The sequence below is a fragment of the Streptomyces spongiae genome, from assembly GCF_009377185.1.
GTDB lineage: Bacteria > Actinomycetota > Actinomycetes > Streptomycetales > Streptomycetaceae > Streptomyces > Streptomyces spongiae.
The window spans coordinates 1-14,075 of sequence record NZ_VJZC01000236.1; the positions used below are offsets into that span (position 1 = coordinate 1).

15 protein-coding genes are annotated in these 14,075 nt (G+C 69.9%); 7 read left to right on the forward strand and 8 right to left on the reverse strand.

The window, feature by feature from the left end; genetic code table 11:
- Position 1: 1 nt before the first annotated feature.
- The 3 genes from FNH08_RS27220 to FNH08_RS27230 all read right to left on the reverse strand — a co-directional run bounded on the left by FNH08_RS27220 (position 2) and on the right by FNH08_RS27230 (position 2,937).
- Positions 2-604 carry a winged helix-turn-helix domain-containing protein gene (locus FNH08_RS27220; RefSeq protein WP_152774173.1) on the reverse strand — a complete coding sequence of 201 codons (603 nt, stop codon included), beginning with the start codon at positions 602-604 and terminating at the stop codon, positions 2-4.
- Between the two features lie 437 nt (positions 605-1,041).
- Positions 1,042-2,070, reverse strand: coding sequence for a glutamine synthetase (gene glnII / locus FNH08_RS27225; RefSeq protein ID WP_322725489.1), 1,029 nt, complete (start codon positions 2,068-2,070; stop codon positions 1,042-1,044).
- Between the two features lie 429 nt (positions 2,071-2,499).
- A complete protein-coding gene (locus tag FNH08_RS27230) occupies positions 2,500-2,937 on the reverse strand; it encodes a MarR family transcriptional regulator (RefSeq protein WP_152774187.1) in 438 nt (145 codons plus the stop codon).
- 96 nt (positions 2,938-3,033) lie between these two features.
- On the opposite strand from FNH08_RS27230, the gene FNH08_RS27235 reads away from it, so the two are divergent.
- Positions 3,034-3,891, forward strand: a complete 858-nt coding sequence (locus tag FNH08_RS27235; protein WP_152774175.1) for an alpha/beta fold hydrolase — start codon at positions 3,034-3,036, stop codon at positions 3,889-3,891.
- Positions 3,892-3,902: 11 nt separating this feature from the next.
- On the opposite strand, the gene FNH08_RS27240 is transcribed toward FNH08_RS27235, so the two are convergent.
- Together FNH08_RS27240 and FNH08_RS27245 are read right to left on the reverse strand one after the other, a co-directional pair.
- Positions 3,903-4,607 carry an RlpA-like double-psi beta-barrel domain-containing protein gene (locus FNH08_RS27240; protein ID WP_152774176.1) on the reverse strand — a complete coding sequence of 235 codons (705 nt, stop codon included), beginning with the start codon at positions 4,605-4,607 and terminating at the stop codon, positions 3,903-3,905.
- A 157-nt stretch (positions 4,608-4,764) separates the two neighbouring features.
- On the reverse strand, positions 4,765-5,124 hold the full coding sequence (locus FNH08_RS27245) for an arsenate reductase family protein (protein WP_152774177.1): 360 nt from the start codon (positions 5,122-5,124) through the stop codon (positions 4,765-4,767).
- 218 nt (positions 5,125-5,342) lie between these two features.
- On the opposite strand from FNH08_RS27245, the gene FNH08_RS27250 reads away from it, so the two are divergent.
- The 5 genes from FNH08_RS27250 to FNH08_RS27270 all read left to right on the forward strand — a co-directional run bounded on the left by FNH08_RS27250 (position 5,343) and on the right by FNH08_RS27270 (position 10,239).
- Positions 5,343-5,741 carry a YybH family protein gene (locus FNH08_RS27250; protein ID WP_152774178.1) on the forward strand — a complete coding sequence of 133 codons (399 nt, stop codon included), beginning with the start codon at positions 5,343-5,345 and terminating at the stop codon, positions 5,739-5,741.
- A 308-nt stretch (positions 5,742-6,049) separates the two neighbouring features.
- Complete coding sequence (locus tag FNH08_RS27255) at positions 6,050-6,955, forward strand: alpha/beta fold hydrolase (protein WP_152774179.1); 906 nt, start codon at positions 6,050-6,052, stop codon at positions 6,953-6,955.
- A gap of 363 nt (positions 6,956-7,318) precedes the next feature.
- A complete protein-coding gene (locus tag FNH08_RS27260) occupies positions 7,319-8,758 on the forward strand; it encodes an NF041680 family putative transposase (RefSeq protein WP_152774180.1) in 1,440 nt (479 codons plus the stop codon).
- A 166-nt stretch (positions 8,759-8,924) separates the two neighbouring features.
- Complete coding sequence (locus tag FNH08_RS27265; RefSeq protein ID WP_322725491.1) at positions 8,925-9,239, forward strand: hypothetical protein; 315 nt, start codon at positions 8,925-8,927, stop codon at positions 9,237-9,239.
- A gap of 343 nt (positions 9,240-9,582) precedes the next feature.
- Entirely contained in the window at positions 9,583-10,239 is a 657-nt protein-coding gene (locus tag FNH08_RS27270; protein WP_152774182.1) for a DUF4360 domain-containing protein, read from the forward strand.
- 66 nt (positions 10,240-10,305) lie between these two features.
- Here FNH08_RS27270 and FNH08_RS27275 read toward each other — a convergent pair whose 3' ends face one another.
- Complete coding sequence (locus FNH08_RS27275; RefSeq protein ID WP_228034382.1) at positions 10,306-11,946, reverse strand: alpha/beta fold hydrolase; 1,641 nt, start codon at positions 11,944-11,946, stop codon at positions 10,306-10,308.
- Between the two features lie 135 nt (positions 11,947-12,081).
- On the opposite strand from FNH08_RS27275, the gene FNH08_RS27280 reads away from it, so the two are divergent.
- A complete protein-coding gene (locus FNH08_RS27280) occupies positions 12,082-12,369 on the forward strand; it encodes a hypothetical protein (protein WP_152774184.1) in 288 nt (95 codons plus the stop codon).
- A 26-nt stretch (positions 12,370-12,395) separates the two neighbouring features.
- On the opposite strand, the gene pspAB is transcribed toward FNH08_RS27280, so the two are convergent.
- Both pspAB and htpX read right to left on the reverse strand, forming a co-directional pair.
- Positions 12,396-13,010: a PspA-associated protein PspAB gene (gene pspAB / locus FNH08_RS27285; protein WP_152774185.1), complete on the reverse strand. Its 615-nt coding sequence runs from the start codon at positions 13,008-13,010 to the stop codon at positions 12,396-12,398.
- Between the two features lie 2 nt (positions 13,011-13,012).
- Positions 13,013-13,927 carry a zinc metalloprotease HtpX gene (htpX, locus tag FNH08_RS27290; protein ID WP_152774186.1) on the reverse strand — a complete coding sequence of 305 codons (915 nt, stop codon included), beginning with the start codon at positions 13,925-13,927 and terminating at the stop codon, positions 13,013-13,015.
- Positions 13,928-14,075: the final 148 nt, after the last annotated feature.

Sequence of the window (14,075 nt, forward strand, 5' to 3'; positions counted from 1 at the left end):
GTCAGCGGGTGGTCGGTGGGGTGTACTTGTAGCCGACTCGGCGCACCGTCTGGATGGCCTGCCGGTGCTCGGCGCCGAGCTTGCGGCGCAGCCGGGCGATGTGGACGTCGACGGTCCGGCCGTCCCCCACGTGCCCGTAGCCCCACACCGTGGTGACCAACTGGTCGCGCGTGTGCACCCGGTTCGGGTGCGCCACCAGGTGTGCGAGCAGCTCGAACTCCAGGTACGTGAGGTCGAGCGGACGCCCGTCGACCTCGGCGGTGCGCTGCACGGTGTCGATGCGGACGAGGCCGTCCTCGTCGCCCCCCACGGCGACCGCGTCGACCCCGGAGGGCTCCGGTACCGCGAACGGCAGCACCGGCGGCTGCTGGTCGGCCGGTACGAGGACCAGGTAGCCGATCATCGGCGGCTGCCCCGGCAGCGTGGGCAGGGTGTGCTGGGGCGCGGGCAGCCAAGTGGCGCCCGGAGGGAGGAAGTCGGTGACGTCGACCACCTCATCGCGGTCCACGGCTCGCAGCCGGTGCCGGACGGAGCCGTTCGCCGGGGGAGGGGGAGCGGTCGGGGCGGTGAGGGTGGCGGTGGAGAGAGAACGAGTGGTCGCCATGAGAGGTCAGCTCTTTCGCGCGAGAGGTTCGTCGGGAGGGCGACGGCCGCGAGTTCGTGGTCGGGCTCGTCGGGACGTACGTCGTGCGCGCCGGCCGAAGGCCGAGGTGTGCGGCTTTAGAGGGCCGGCGCGTTCGTCGCGCGGCAACACACCCGGTCGAAGTCGTGATGCTGACGGGACGGCCAGAACGGCTCGAGGTCATGGCGACCCGTCGCGGTGTCCTTCTGGAAGCTGGCCATGGGCCCATTGAAGCAGACAGCGGGCCTGGGGAGACAGACTCCTCTCACTGCTTGGACGCTTCTTTGACGTGAGGTGGGCGACACCGGCAACGCGAAGGGGGCGCCCACCGCGAACGGCGGGCGCCCCCTCACGGAGCACGGGTGGATCAGACCCAGCGATCAGACCCGGTGAGCAGACCCGGTGAGCAGACCTGGCGATCAGACCTGGCCGGCCTTCTCCAGGGCGGAGCAGCAGGTGTCGACGAGCAGACGCGTCACCACGTACGGGTCGACGTTGGCGTTCGGACGGCGGTCCTCGATGTAGCCCTTGCCGTCCACCTCGACCTGCCACGGGATACGGACCGAGGCACCGCGGTTCGAGACGCCGTAGGAGTACTGGTCCCACGGGGCGGTCTCGTGCAGACCGGTCAGACGGTCGTCGATGCCGGCGCCGTAGTTCTTGACGTGGTCGAGCGGCTTGGAGCCCTCACCGAGCGACTCGCACGCGGTGATGATCGCGTCGTAGCCCTCGCGCATCGCCTTGGTGGAGAAGTTGGTGTGCGCGCCGGCGCCGTTCCAGTCGCCCTTGACCGGCTTCGGGTCGAGGGTGGCGGAGACACCGAAGTCCTCGGCGGTGCGGTAGAGCAGCCAGCGGGCCACCCACAGGTGGTCGGAGACCTCCAGCGGGGAGACCGGGCCGACCTGGAACTCCCACTGGCCGGGCATGACCTCGGCGTTGATGCCGGAGATGGCGAGGCCGGCCTTCAGGCAGTTGTCCAGGTGGGCCTCGACGATCTCACGGCCGAAGATCTCGTCGGCGCCGACACCGCAGTAGTAGCCGCCCTGGGGGGCCGGGAAGCCGCCCTCGGGGAAGCCCAGCGGGCGGGTGCCCTCGAAGAAGGTGTACTCCTGCTCGATGCCGAAGATCGGCTCCTGCGCGGCGAACTTCTCGGCGACCTCGGTCAGCGCGGCACGGGTGTTGGACGCGTGCGGCGTGAGGTCGATGTTCAGGACCTCGCACAGGACGAGGATGTCGTCGCCGCCGCGGATCGGGTCCGGGCAGGAGAAGACCGGCTTGAGGACACAGTCGGAGGAGTGCCCCTCGGCCTGGTTCGTGGAGGACCCGTCGAAGCCCCAGATCGGCAGCTCGGCACCCTTGGCGTCGTCGGCCAGAATCTTGGTCTTGGAACGCAGCTTGGCCGTCGGCTCGGTGCCGTCGATCCAGATGTACTCAGCCTTGAAGCTCACGGGCCACATCCTTCGGGTGTGTCTTTGAGTCGCAGTCATGCGGGTGCTGCGGCGGCGGCGCTGCGGCACTGGGGCGCCGCGGGGGATATGCCCGGAAGCCTGTCAACAGGCGGTTTCCCGATCATTGCTCATGTGTGAACCCCGTGTTACCTGGGGCTTCTGTGCGCCGGATCACGGCGTGAGAAGCGGGCACGCCACGCGGTGCGTGACGCCTCGCACGGGCGGTCGGGCGCGGCTCGTATGCGATGGGAGTGCCGCGGCGGGAGTGCCGCGTTGGCAACGCTGCGGTGGGAGTGCCGCGGCGGCAACGCTGCGATGGCAATGCTGCGGCGAGAGTGCCGCGGTGGCAATGCCGCGAGGGGAACGCGCCGCTGCCCGTTGCCGTGCCCGTCCTCCCACCGGTTCGCCCCGGCCACCGGTTCGCCCCGGCTACCGGTTCGCCCCCGCCGCCGCGTCCCGTACACCCGTGAGGAACCCCCGGATCGCCGCCAGCTCCCGCTCGTCGTACCCCTCCAGCAGCTCCACCGCGCGGCCGATCAGCGGGCCGAAGAAGGCCCACCCCAGCTCCACCGCCCGCTCGTCGATCTCCACGAGGACCCGGCGCCGGTCCCGCTCGTCCCGCACGCGCCGTACGTGCCCGAGCCGCTCCAGCCGGTCGACGACGGCGGTCGTGCCCGCCGAGTTCAGCCCGAGGAGGGCGCCGAGGCGGCCCGCCGTCATCTCCGCGTCCGAGCCGGACCGGGACGCGTCCATGAGCGCGATCAGGGCGCGCACGTCCGTGGGGTGCATCCCGTTCCGGCTCGCGAACCGGGCGCTGTGCAGGCCGAGTTCGACGGTCGCCGCGCGCAGCAGGTGCACGATCTCCATCTCGCGCTCGTGGTCGGGCACACTGTCCTCCGGCTATCATCTCGCTCACCGAGTATCTCGCTGAACGAGATAATAGGCCAGGGGAGGGCGGGGCGCATGAGCGGCCGCGGCACGTACGACATCCAGGGCTTCCACACGGCGTACGACAAGGTCCTGGCCAAGTGGCCCACGGACCGGGAGACACTCGACGTCACCACCCGGTACGGCACCACTCATGTGAACGCGTGCGGACCGCGCGACGCGCCCCCGCTCGTGCTCCTGCCGGGCGGCGGCGGGGCGACCTCGGCTTCCTGGTTCGCGAACGTCGAGGCGCTCTCTCGCGCCCACCGTGTGTGCGCCGTCGACCTGATCGGCGAGCCGGGCCTCAGCACACGTGAGGCCGGCCACCCCCTCCGTACGGTGGCCGACCTCACAGCCTGGCTGGACCTGCTCCTGGACGGTCTGGGCGCCGACTCGACCGCGCTGTGCGGGCACTCCTACGGCGCCTGGATCGCTCTCCACTACACCCTGCACGCACCCCACCGGGTCCGCCGCCTGGCACTGCTCGACCCGACCGGGTGCTTCACCCGATTCGCGACCGCGTACCTCCTGCGGGCCGCCCCGATGTTGCTGCGCCGCACCGCCCGCGCCACCCGGGCCTTCCTGGACTGGGAGACCCGCGGTGCCCCCGTGGACCCGGAGTGGCTCCGCCTCCAGGAGGCGGCCGCCGGCTTCCCCTTCGTACGACCGGTCACCGGCCCGGCTCCGGACCGTGCGGCCGCGTCCGCGCTGGACGTGCCGGCCCTGCTGCTCCTCGCCGGGAACAGCAGGGCCCACGACGCCCGCAAGGTGGCGGCCCGTTCCGTCGAGTGGCTGCCGCGCGCCGAGGTGACGGTCCTCCCGGACGCCACACACCACACGCTGCCGCACGCGAACTCATCCGAGCTCGACGCCCACTTGACGGCCTTCCTGTAGGGCCGCCGGCCTCACCCCACCCTCTCGATGAGGGCCCTGCGGATCAGAAACTTGCCGGGTTCCCTGACCTGCTCGAACGCGGCGTCGTTCAGCAGGACGCAGCTGCCGGACACCGAAGTGACCTCCACCGTCGTGGACTTGTCGTTGTCCAGGTTGGTGACCTTCAGCTTCGTACCGGCCGGGAACTGGTTGCTGGACGCGGCCGGGGCGCCCGCCTCGCCGGAGAGGGTGACGGTGGAGCCGTCGCAGACCTGCTCCCCGGAGCCCGCGGCGGCGTCGTCGTCCGCGGGCGGGGCGGTCGCGGGATCCGAGGCCTCCGCGCCCGCGGACCCCTCGGAGCCCTGGGGGTCCTGAGCCGACCCCCCGGTCTCCGCGGCGCCGCTGGTCTGCCCGGTCTGGGTGCCCTGGGAGTCCTGAGCCGACTCCCCGGCCACGCAGCCGGATGCCTCCTGCTTGCGCTCGATCTCCGCGATGACCGCCTCGCGGTTGGCGATCCGGGCCTCCGACTGGGCGTCGGGGTTGGCCCGTTGCCCCTCGATGAACCGCTCGTTGTTGCCGAGCGCGGTGGCCAGTCCCTGGCAGACGGTCGAGTCCGCGGCCGTCTGGGCGGCGTTCGACGTGGCCGCCATGGCGAAGGCCCCGCCTCCCGCCACCGCCACCGCGGTCACCAGCAGCGCGACCTTCTTCTTCGTACCGATCGTTCTCCTACGCGACATGCGCGCCTCCTGTCCCCGACCGCCTCGGCGGCCGGATCGGGTGAGTACGCCACTGGGTACGAGATCTCGAACGAAGTTACTCAACGGTTACGGGGGTCTCCCAAGTAACGTGCGTCACACGCGACTTGGTCACGCGATGTGGCCGCGAAATCCGCTCCTACCGCTCCAGAACATCCCGAACCGCCTCCTCCGTGCGGGCCACCACCGCGCTGCCGTCGTCGGCGGTGATGATCGGCCGCTGGATGAGCTTGGGGTGCTCGGCGAGCGCCCGCACCCACCGGTCCCGCGACGCGGCGTCCCGGTCCCACGTCTTCAGGTCGAGTTCCTTGGCGGCCGGTTCCTGGGTCCGTGTGATGTCCCACGGCTCCAGCCCGAGCCGCGCGAGCACCTCCCGGATCTCGTCCTCGGTCGGTACGTCCTCCAGGTACCGCCGCACGGTGTACTCGGCACCCTCCGCGTCCAACAGGGTGAGCGCGCTGCGGCACTTCGAACAGGCCGGATTGATCCAGATCTCCATGCGGGACACGGTACGCGCGCCGTGGTGGGAGTCATGCGGGAGCCGGGGCGGTGGGGACCGGGGCGCCGGCGCCGGGCGCCCGTTCGGCGCTTCCGCGGCTCCGGCCGCGTGTCCAGTGGGCCGGTCCGTCCGCTCGCGACGAGTCTTGGGGCCGGCGGAGGCGTTCAGCACAGACGACACAGACGACACAGACGACACAGACGACCGGGAGTCGCGCAATGTCCGACGACGGACAGCAGATCCGCGGCCTGATCGAGCACTGGGCCGCGGCCGTACGCCAGGGCGATCTGGACGGTGTCCTGGTCGACCACACGGACGACATCGTGATGTTCGACGTGCCGCCGCCCTACGAGGGGGTCCGCGGCATCGACGCCTACCGCGAGACGTGGCCGCCCTTCTTCGACTGGCAGGCCCAGGGAGCCTCGTTCGACATCGAGTCGCTGGAGGTCACCGTCGGCGCCGATGTCGCGTTCGCCTACGCCCTGCTGCGCTGCGGAACTCCGCACGAGCTGGCCGAGCAGCCGGAGAACCGCTTGAGGCTCACCCTCGGGCTGCGCAAGCAGCACGGCCGCTGGGTGGTGGCACACGAGCACCACTCGTTCCCGAACGTCTCCTGAGCTTGTGCTTTATCTTCGGGCGTCACGCAGAGTAATAGCTTGCCCGTCTGCGTCAGGCACGTAGTTTGTCGCCGCCGGAGCGGACCGGATGCCGCACACGGCTCGTGTGCAACGGGGTTCAGAAGGTATCGAGATGAGTTCTGGCACCCCTTCGAGTGTCAGCAACGAGACTTCGAGTGTCAGCAACGAGACACAACGAGACGAGACGAGTCGTATTGCATCACTCCGGATGTGTGCGTCATGATGACGACGCAAGACGACGAGACGGCTCGTCTCGTCATCGAGTCGTGGATGTGGGGAGCGGTGCCATGAATCAGCGGTTTGTCCAGGTCGACCCGGCGGTGCGGCTGTGGTCCGAGGTGCACGGCGACCCCCGGGATTCCACCCTGTTGCTGATCATGGGGGCCGGGGCGTCTGGGCTGGGCTGGCCGGAGGGACTGGTTGATGCGTTGGCCGTGCGCCACCGCGTCATCCGCTACGACCACCGGGACACCGGCCGCTCCAGCTTCAGTTTCGACACGCACCCGTACCGCATCGTCGACCTTGCCTCGGACGCGATCGCCGTCCTCGACGCGTACGAAGTGGAGCGGGCGCACATCGTCGGTCACTCCCTGGGCGGCATGCTCACCCAACTGCTGATCGCCGATCACCCCGAACGGCTGCTCAGCGCAACAGTGATGGGCACCGGCGCTCTCAGCAGCACCCCACTGTCGCACCCGGACGGCTCCCGAACTCCCGTAGACCGACTCCCGCCCATCGACGCACGGGTACTCGAACTGTGGTCCCACCCCCACGAGGACCGTGGCCTGGAGGGCGAGCTGGACCACCGCGTGGAGCACTGGCGGCTGCTCAACGGTGATCAGATCCCCTTCGACTCCGAGGAGTTCCGGGCCTCGGAGCGCCGCATCATCGAGCACACCGGGCGCTACGAGGCGCCCATGACCCACGGGCGCGCGGACCACTCCGGCATGGACCGCACCGAGGAACTTTCGCGCACCGAGGTGCCGACCCTGGTTATCTCCGCCCCGGCCGAGCCCGTCTTCCCACCGCCGCACCCCGACCATCTCGCCCAAGTGATCGCCGGGGCGCGGCTGGTGGAGATACCGGGCATGGGGCACGCCCTGCCCCGCGCCGTCCACGCACCCCTGGCCGCAGCCGTTCTCGACCACACCCTGGCCACGGACGCCCGCGCCCGACCAGGGGCGGGGACGTAACCTCGATCTCCTCGTCGGCTAAGCGCGGCACCTGGCGAGGAAGATCCAGGCGTGTTCGTCACCTGGCGGCGGATGGTGTGCCGTCCTAGCTGTGCTCAATCCCCTGGTGGGTGATGCTTGGTGAACGGGGGCACCCGTCCTAGGCTTCAGCTCGCGCCGTTGGCGGCCATCGCCCACCTCAATGGTGGTGGCGAGAAACAGGCGATCGATGAACTGCTCGCGTTGACCCGTTGAGCACACTGGCGGCCCTCGAACAGAGCTCGCACTTGAGGGGGTCTTTGCTTTCGCCAGATAAGCGGGCGGCCTTCGCGCGATCGTGTGCCGTGTCGAATCAGGCTTCTGATCAGCGTGAAGGCCGTGAAAATGAGTCTGCTCTTATCCGGGGCCCGGCGGGAGACGCTGGCGGAAGTCTCTCGTTTTCGGGGCGATTTCTATGCGTGCCTGACCGCCCGGGGCGATGAACTGTTCGAGCTCGCGGACGCGGTGCTGTGCGCGGACGGCCCGGTGAGGTCACCGGTCGATCTGACGCTCACACCGGAGCACCGGCGTGGTCACGGAGGGATGTACGGCGGCCTGAACAAGGGGTGTATCGACGCCGAGCAGCTGAGAACGGTGTTGGCCGGCCTGCCGCTGCCGCGTTTCCCTGATGGGAGGCTGGTCCTGGCCGTCGACGTCTCGCCGTGGTTCCGCTCCGACGCGCTGTGCTCAGCGGAAAGGTTGTTCTGCCATGTCTATGGCCGTGCGAAGTCCGCATCCCAGTTCATCCCGGGCTGGCCCTACTCCTTCGTCGCCGTCCTGGAGCCCGGCCGCACCTCCTGGACCACGATCGTGGACGTGGTCCGCCTGGGGCCGGTGGACGACGCCACCGCGGTGACTGCCGCCCAGCTCCGCGACGTGGTCGAGCGGTTGATCGCGGCAGGGCAGTGGGTGTCCGGCGATCCGGAGATCGTCATCGTGGGCGACGCCGGTTACGACATCACCCGCCTCTCCTGGGTCCTGCGGGACCTGCCTGTCGAACTGGTCGGCAGGGTCCGCTCCGACAGGGTGATGCGGCTGCCGAAACCACCCCGCGTCTACGACCCGCAGGGCGGACGGCCACCCAAGCACGGACCGGAGTTCCGCTTCAACACACCGGAGACCTGGCCCGAGCCCTCCGTCGTCACCGCGACGAACACCACGAACTACGGAAAGGCCCAGACCCAGGCATGGGACCGCGTCCACCCACGCCTGAACCACCGCTCAGCCTGGCTCGACCACGAAGGCGAACTCCCCCTGGTCGAGGGCACCCTGATCAGGCTGAAGGTCGACCACCTCTCCAAGGACCGCGAAGCACCACCGGTCTGGCTGTGGTCCTCCAAGACCGGCGCCAGCATGCAGGACGTCGACCGGTGCTGGCAGGTCTACTTCCGCCGCTTCGACCTGGAGCACACCTTCCGCTTCACAAAGCAGAGCCTCGGCTGGACCACCCCGAAACTCCGCACCCCCGAAGCAGCGGACCGCTGGACGTGGATCCTCGTTGTCGCCCTGGCACAACTCCGGCTCGTCCGGCCACTGGCCGCCGATCTGCGCCGGCCCTGGGAGAGGCCCACCCCGCCCGCGCAGATGACCCCGGCCCGTGTTCGCCGCGGGTTCAGGAACATCCGTCCCCACATGCTGTGTCCAGCCCGTGTTCCCAAACCCCGCGGCACCGGCCCCGGACGACCACCCGGTGTGAAGAACCGGTGGCGGGCACCCCGCTACGACGTCGGCAAGACCGTCAAACGCTTCGAGACGCTGGTCGCTCTGCGTGACGCCCGAAGATAAAGAGCAAGCTGAGGGATGTTCAGGATGTTCAATTCCCTTGCTCACCTGGGCTTTTGATGGGCTCCAGGGCTCCTGATTGTCAGTGGTGGCCAGTAAAATAGAAGCAGTGTTCGAGGGTGTCGCCGGAGATCCCGGACGACGCCCTGACCGCGACAGGAGGATGCCCGTGCCCGCTGCCGCACTGACGTCGAAGCCGCTGCCCACCCAGTCCACGGCCAGGAGGCCGGTCCAGCTCGACCTGCCGTACGCGCCCGTCGAGAAGCGCCCGCTGCCGCCCGGCCGCCCCCGCGACTGGTACATCACGCACAACCGCCGGCTGAAGGCGATGCGCCTCGCCATCGCCCTGCTCGACTCCGGGGTCCACCTCCCGACCCAGGCCCGCAACGAGACGATCCGCGGCACGGCCGAGCTCATCGGCGTCCACCCGCCGTCCGACACGACATGCCACATGGTGCGGGCGCTGATGCGCTACAGCCGCTGAGGCGGCGCGAGTCTCCGGTGCCGTCCACTCCGCGGGGGTGGGCGGCACCGGTATGTCGTTATGTCCGGAGGAGGGGAAGGCGAGGCGATCGCGCCAGAGTTGGCCGGAGATCGCCCTAGCCGTACGGCCCGGAGGTCCATACGATTCGGTCGCTCCAGGTCTTCACAGCTCCTTCACAGGCCCGGGTCGGTGTACGTATCTGCTTGGCATGTACATGACCGTTCCGAGCCGTTCGGTCCGAGACGGCCCACCGCGCACGCGCTGGGCCGCACCCCCCTGGTTCCGGCGGTGCGCATCCGCATCCGTACCGCCGTAACACCGAAAGCAATGGAATGGGAGAACCATGGCTCGTGGACTCTTTCTGGGTGGCGCGATCGCCGCTCTGGTAGCCACCGCGTTCCCGGCGCAGGCATCGACCTCGTCGCCGATCTTCACCGACCCGCCCCCGGACAAGATCATCATCAAGGTCGCCACGGTGAACGGATCCGGCTGTCCCCTGGGCACGGCGGCGGTCGCCGTCTCCCCCGACAACACCGCCTTCACGGTGACCTACAGCGACTACCTCGCCCAGGTCGGCGGCGGCGCCCCCTCCACCGCGTTCCGCAAGAACTGTCAGCTCAGCCTGAACGTCCACGTACCCGGGGGCTTCACCTACGCCATCGCCAGCGCCGACTACCGCGGCTTCGCCTCACTCAAGAGCGGCGCGAACGCCACGCAGAAGGCCTCGTACTACTTCCAGGGCTCCCCGGACACGGCCTCCAGAAGCCACCCGTTCAACGGCCCGTACGAGGACAACTGGCAGGCCACCGACGAAACCGACTGGGCCCAGCTGGTCTGGGCGCCCTGCGGCGAGGAGCGGAACTTCAACATCAACACCGAGCTGCGGGTCAACAGAGGCACGTCACCGACCAGCAGCACCAGCTTCATGACCATGGACTCCACGGACGGTGACATCAGCACGATCTACCACATGGCCTGGAAGGAGTGCCCGGCGAAGTGACCGGAGGCCGGCCCCGGGCCCGGTGTGACACCGCGCCAGGCCCGGGACGGCGGCCCGGACAGCGCGTTACGCGTACTGGTCCAGCAACCCCGCCACATACGCCTCCAGCCGGGCCCCCAGCACCTCGGGGGTCAGGTCGGTGCGGCCGAGCTCCCGCCAGGGCCCCGCGAGCTTCGCCGCGTCCGGGGCGTAGCCCAGCGCGTCCAGCAGCCTCCAGTACAGGTGGTCCCCGCCCTCCGCGAGGCGACGGCCGCCCCGAGCCTCGTAACGCGCGCGGAACCCCAGCCCGTGCTCCGGCCCGTGCAGCAGCGCGAGTGCCGTCGAGCAGTGCGCCACATCGAGGTCCGCGGGCCCCCACGAGGTCTCCACCCAGTCCACGACCCCACTGATCCGCAGGGTCTCGCCGTCGCCGGTGAACAGTACGTTCCCGGGGTGGAAGTCCCGGTGCAGGAAGCATCCCTCGTACGCGGGCGCCGCGCGCCGGATCACGTCCACCGCCCGCTCCCACAGCTCACCGGCGGGAGCGTCGACCCGTTCCGCGGACGTCCACGCCTGGTAGGTGCGGGGCCGTTCGTCCGGTACGACCGCGTGGACACGGGCCAGTTGACCGGCCAACAGGGTGAGCCGCCGTTCGAGGTCCTCGTCACCGACCCGCACCGTGCCCGGCAGCAGGGACATCAACAGCGAGGGATGATCGGCGTGTTCGGCCGTCGCGTCGAGCGCGCGCGGCTCCGGGACCGGGACGCCGTCGTACGACGCGAGCAGCGTGAGCACGGACGCCTCGCGGGCCAGCAACCCCGGCGCGTGGCGCCGGAAGAAGGGCCGCACGAAGGAGCGCAGCACCAGACCGGAGCCGTCGTCGAGGGTGAGACGGCGCATCTGGGAGCTCCAGCCCCCGCGCAGGACCGTGGTGTCACGGACGGCGCGCCCCTGTGGCAGTTGCTTGGCCACCCACGCCCGCGTCGCCGTCCACCCCTGGTCGCCCAGGCCCGTCAGCACGGCGTCCACGAACTCCCGCCGGTCGTCGGCCCGGTCCCGGAACCACAGGCCCAAGTAGTGGTCCGCGTCCGGGAGTTCGAGCCGGGTGAACTGCGCGTGGGCGGACAGGGCGTCACTCACCGCCTCGGTCACATCCGGCGGGATGATGTGGTCCGAGCCGGGCACGGCGAGCACCGCCCGGCCGGTGTACGTCCGGAGCGCGTCCAGCGCCGGGGACCCACGCCAACTCCCGGGCGCCCGGATGATGGTGCTGAACTCCCCTTCACCGTCCCCGAACGGCACCGACCACGCCTCGGCCGCGTACACCGCCGGCGCGCACAGCCCGATCGCCACCACCCGCTCCCCGTAGTGGCGGGCGAGATCCGCCACCGTCTGCCCGCTCATGCTGAACCCGACGAGGACCAGCGGACCGTCCGCGGGCACCCGTGCGTCGATGACGGCTACGGCCTGCTCGAAACGCTGCCGCAGACTCAACTCCCGCAGCTCACCCGTGCTGTCACCGTGCCCCGAGAAGTCGAACGCGAGACCCCGGCAGCCGCGCGCCACGAACTCGTCGAGCAGCGGGACCAGACGTTCCTTGCTGCCGTTGCCGGCGCCGTGCAGGAGGACGGCGGTGGGTGAGTCGTCGGGTGCGTCTTCGGCACCGCCGTACACCCCGCTGAGTCTTTCGCCGTGGTGGTCATGCGTGAAGGAGGAGAGTCGGCTCATGCAGGTATTCATTCACGGTGCACGCATGGCGCGCCTGGTAATTGGGATGCGGGCGGGGCGGCCGGGCGAGCATCCTGGACACGCGGACGGGATCAGTCCGGCACCGGTCCACCCACACCACGAAGGAGGTCCGCCATGAACACCGTCATCCTCTCGGCGACCGCCGTCCTGGTCGTCCTGGGGTTCTCCGACAGCGTCTACTGGCTCGCCGCGGTGGCCCTGCTCTACGTGTACATCCGATACGGCCGTACGGGAGGCGGGTCCTCGGCGACATCGTCGACCGGATCGCCGGCCGGCGGTCCGGCGGGCGCACCGTCAACCTACCGCGCGTACCGCGAACGCCGTGACCAGCAGGCCAAGTGGGAGCGCCGGTACCGCCGCGAGCGCCCGTTCGAGACGCGTCGGCAGGAGCGCACCAAGTAACAGGGAGCGCATCGAGCAGGCGGGGCTCACCACCCCGGCGCGCCCCAGATCGGGAACCAGCGGCTCAGATCCTGTTCGATCCGCAGATCGTCCTTGAGCGCGGCCCTGACCTGCAGTTCCAGCGCGTGATCGCGCCGCTGGCCCGAACCGGCCAGCGGCGCGAACGGATAGAAGGTCCCGCGCTTGTACAGATACACGAGCCCGAGCCGCCGCGCGCTCCGTGCGTCCCCTGCATCCCCTGCGTCCCGTACGTCGTGGAAGGCGACCACCGAGCACAGCAGCTGCGGACCGAACCCGCTGCTCTCCAGCGCGCTGTTGACCGCGTGCAGATCACCCACGAGCGCGGGCAGGTCCTCCGGCCCGCGCCGGGAGACCAGCCACGAGTACCCGTACTCGTCCCGTACGGCCTCGACGGGCGGGCCCTGGCGTCCCGTGTCCGCGTCGAGCAAGGCCTGTACCTCCTCGCGTGCCTCGGCGAAGGCCGCGCCCTCCGCCGTCGCGAAACACACCGAACCCTGCCCGGTCGGAGTGAAGCCGACCGCGGCCTGCAAGGTCACCGCGGCCGACGGAAGGCCGAAGAGCTGATCGAGGTCGGGCGCGACCGGCTTCGTCCGGCCCAGCAGGATGTCCAGCAACCCCATGCTCACCCCTTCCCGGACGGCGACGCCTCACCCAGCTCGGCGGAGATCCGGCCCAGCTGCTCGAGCCGCTGCTCCAGGCTGGGGTGGGTGGAGAAGATCTGCACGATGCCGGGGTTCCTGCCGAAGGCGGGGGTGAAGTAGAAGGCGTTGAAGGCCTGTGCCGTCCGCAGGTCCTTGCTCGGGATGCGGGCGATGTCCCCGGTGACCTTGGTGAGCGCGGAGGCCAGTGCCGACGGCCGCCCGGTGAGGTGGGCCGCCGCCCGGTCCGCGGCCAGCTCCCGGTACCGGGACAGGGCCCGGATGAGCAGGAAGCTGATCGAGTAGACGGCCGCGCTGATCCCGATCACCGCCGCGAGTATCGCCGCGGTGTTCTGGTCCCGGCGTCCTCCGAACACCTGCGAGTAGAAGGCGAACCGTACGATCAGCCCCGCGATCACCCCGAGGAAGGAAGCCACGGTGATCACGGCGACGTCCTTGTGCGCCACGTGCGACAACTCGTGCGCGAGCACGCCCTCCAGCTCCTCCGGTTCCAGACGCCGCAGGAGCCCGGTGGTCACGCACACCACGGCATGATCGGCGTTCCGTCCGGTCGCGAACGCGTTCGGCATATCCATGTCGGAGACGGCGACGACCGGTTTGGGCATGTCCGCGAGGGTGGCCAGCCGGTCCACCACACCGTGCAGCTCGGGATACTCCTCACGCTCCACGACCCGCCCGCGCATCGCGTACAGCGCGATCCGGTCCGAGAACCAGTACTGCGCGCCGAGCAGTGCGGCGGCGATCACCACGACCAGGATCCAGCTCTTCAGCAACACGATCAGGGCGCCTACGAAGGCCACGTACAACAGCCCGAGCAGGAAACCCGTGACCACCATCCGCGCGACCAGTCCGCGGTCGCTCCGGAAACGGTTCACCATCTGTATCACCCCGCACTCAGGCACTCGTCCCCTAGCCAGTGTGCACCTGGGGATCCCCATGAAGCGGTCCCGATCAGCCCTAGGCGGGGCAAAGGGTTCCGGGGTTGGTTTCCGCCCCCGCCGCCCCTACCCGTCCCATCCCCAGGGG

Bases quoted from the DNA above. Each gene is read 5' to 3' on its own strand.
- FNH08_RS27220 (WP_152774173.1), bottom strand. From the start codon at position 604: ATGGCGACCACTCGTTCTCTCTCCACCGCCACCCTCACCGCCCCGACC.
- FNH08_RS27230 (WP_152774187.1), bottom strand. From the start codon at position 2,937: ATGGAGATCGTGCACCTGCTGCGCGCGGCGACCGTCGAACTCGGCCTG.
- FNH08_RS27235 (WP_152774175.1), top strand. From the start codon at position 3,034: ATGAGCGGCCGCGGCACGTACGACATCCAGGGCTTCCACACGGCGTAC.
- FNH08_RS27240 (WP_152774176.1), bottom strand. From the start codon at position 4,607: ATGTCGCGTAGGAGAACGATCGGTACGAAGAAGAAGGTCGCGCTGCTG.
- FNH08_RS27245 (WP_152774177.1), bottom strand. From the start codon at position 5,124: ATGGAGATCTGGATCAATCCGGCCTGTTCGAAGTGCCGCAGCGCGCTC.
- FNH08_RS27250 (WP_152774178.1), top strand. From the start codon at position 5,343: ATGTCCGACGACGGACAGCAGATCCGCGGCCTGATCGAGCACTGGGCC.
- FNH08_RS27255 (WP_152774179.1), top strand. From the start codon at position 6,050: ATGAATCAGCGGTTTGTCCAGGTCGACCCGGCGGTGCGGCTGTGGTCC.
- FNH08_RS27260 (WP_152774180.1), top strand. From the start codon at position 7,319: ATGAGTCTGCTCTTATCCGGGGCCCGGCGGGAGACGCTGGCGGAAGTC.
- FNH08_RS27270 (WP_152774182.1), top strand. From the start codon at position 9,583: ATGGCTCGTGGACTCTTTCTGGGTGGCGCGATCGCCGCTCTGGTAGCC.
- FNH08_RS27275 (WP_228034382.1), bottom strand. From the start codon at position 11,946: ATGAGCCGACTCTCCTCCTTCACGCATGACCACCACGGCGAAAGACTC.
- FNH08_RS27280 (WP_152774184.1), top strand. From the start codon at position 12,082: ATGAACACCGTCATCCTCTCGGCGACCGCCGTCCTGGTCGTCCTGGGG.
- pspAB (WP_152774185.1), bottom strand. From the start codon at position 13,010: ATGGGGTTGCTGGACATCCTGCTGGGCCGGACGAAGCCGGTCGCGCCC.
- htpX (WP_152774186.1), bottom strand. From the start codon at position 13,927: ATGGTGAACCGTTTCCGGAGCGACCGCGGACTGGTCGCGCGGATGGTG.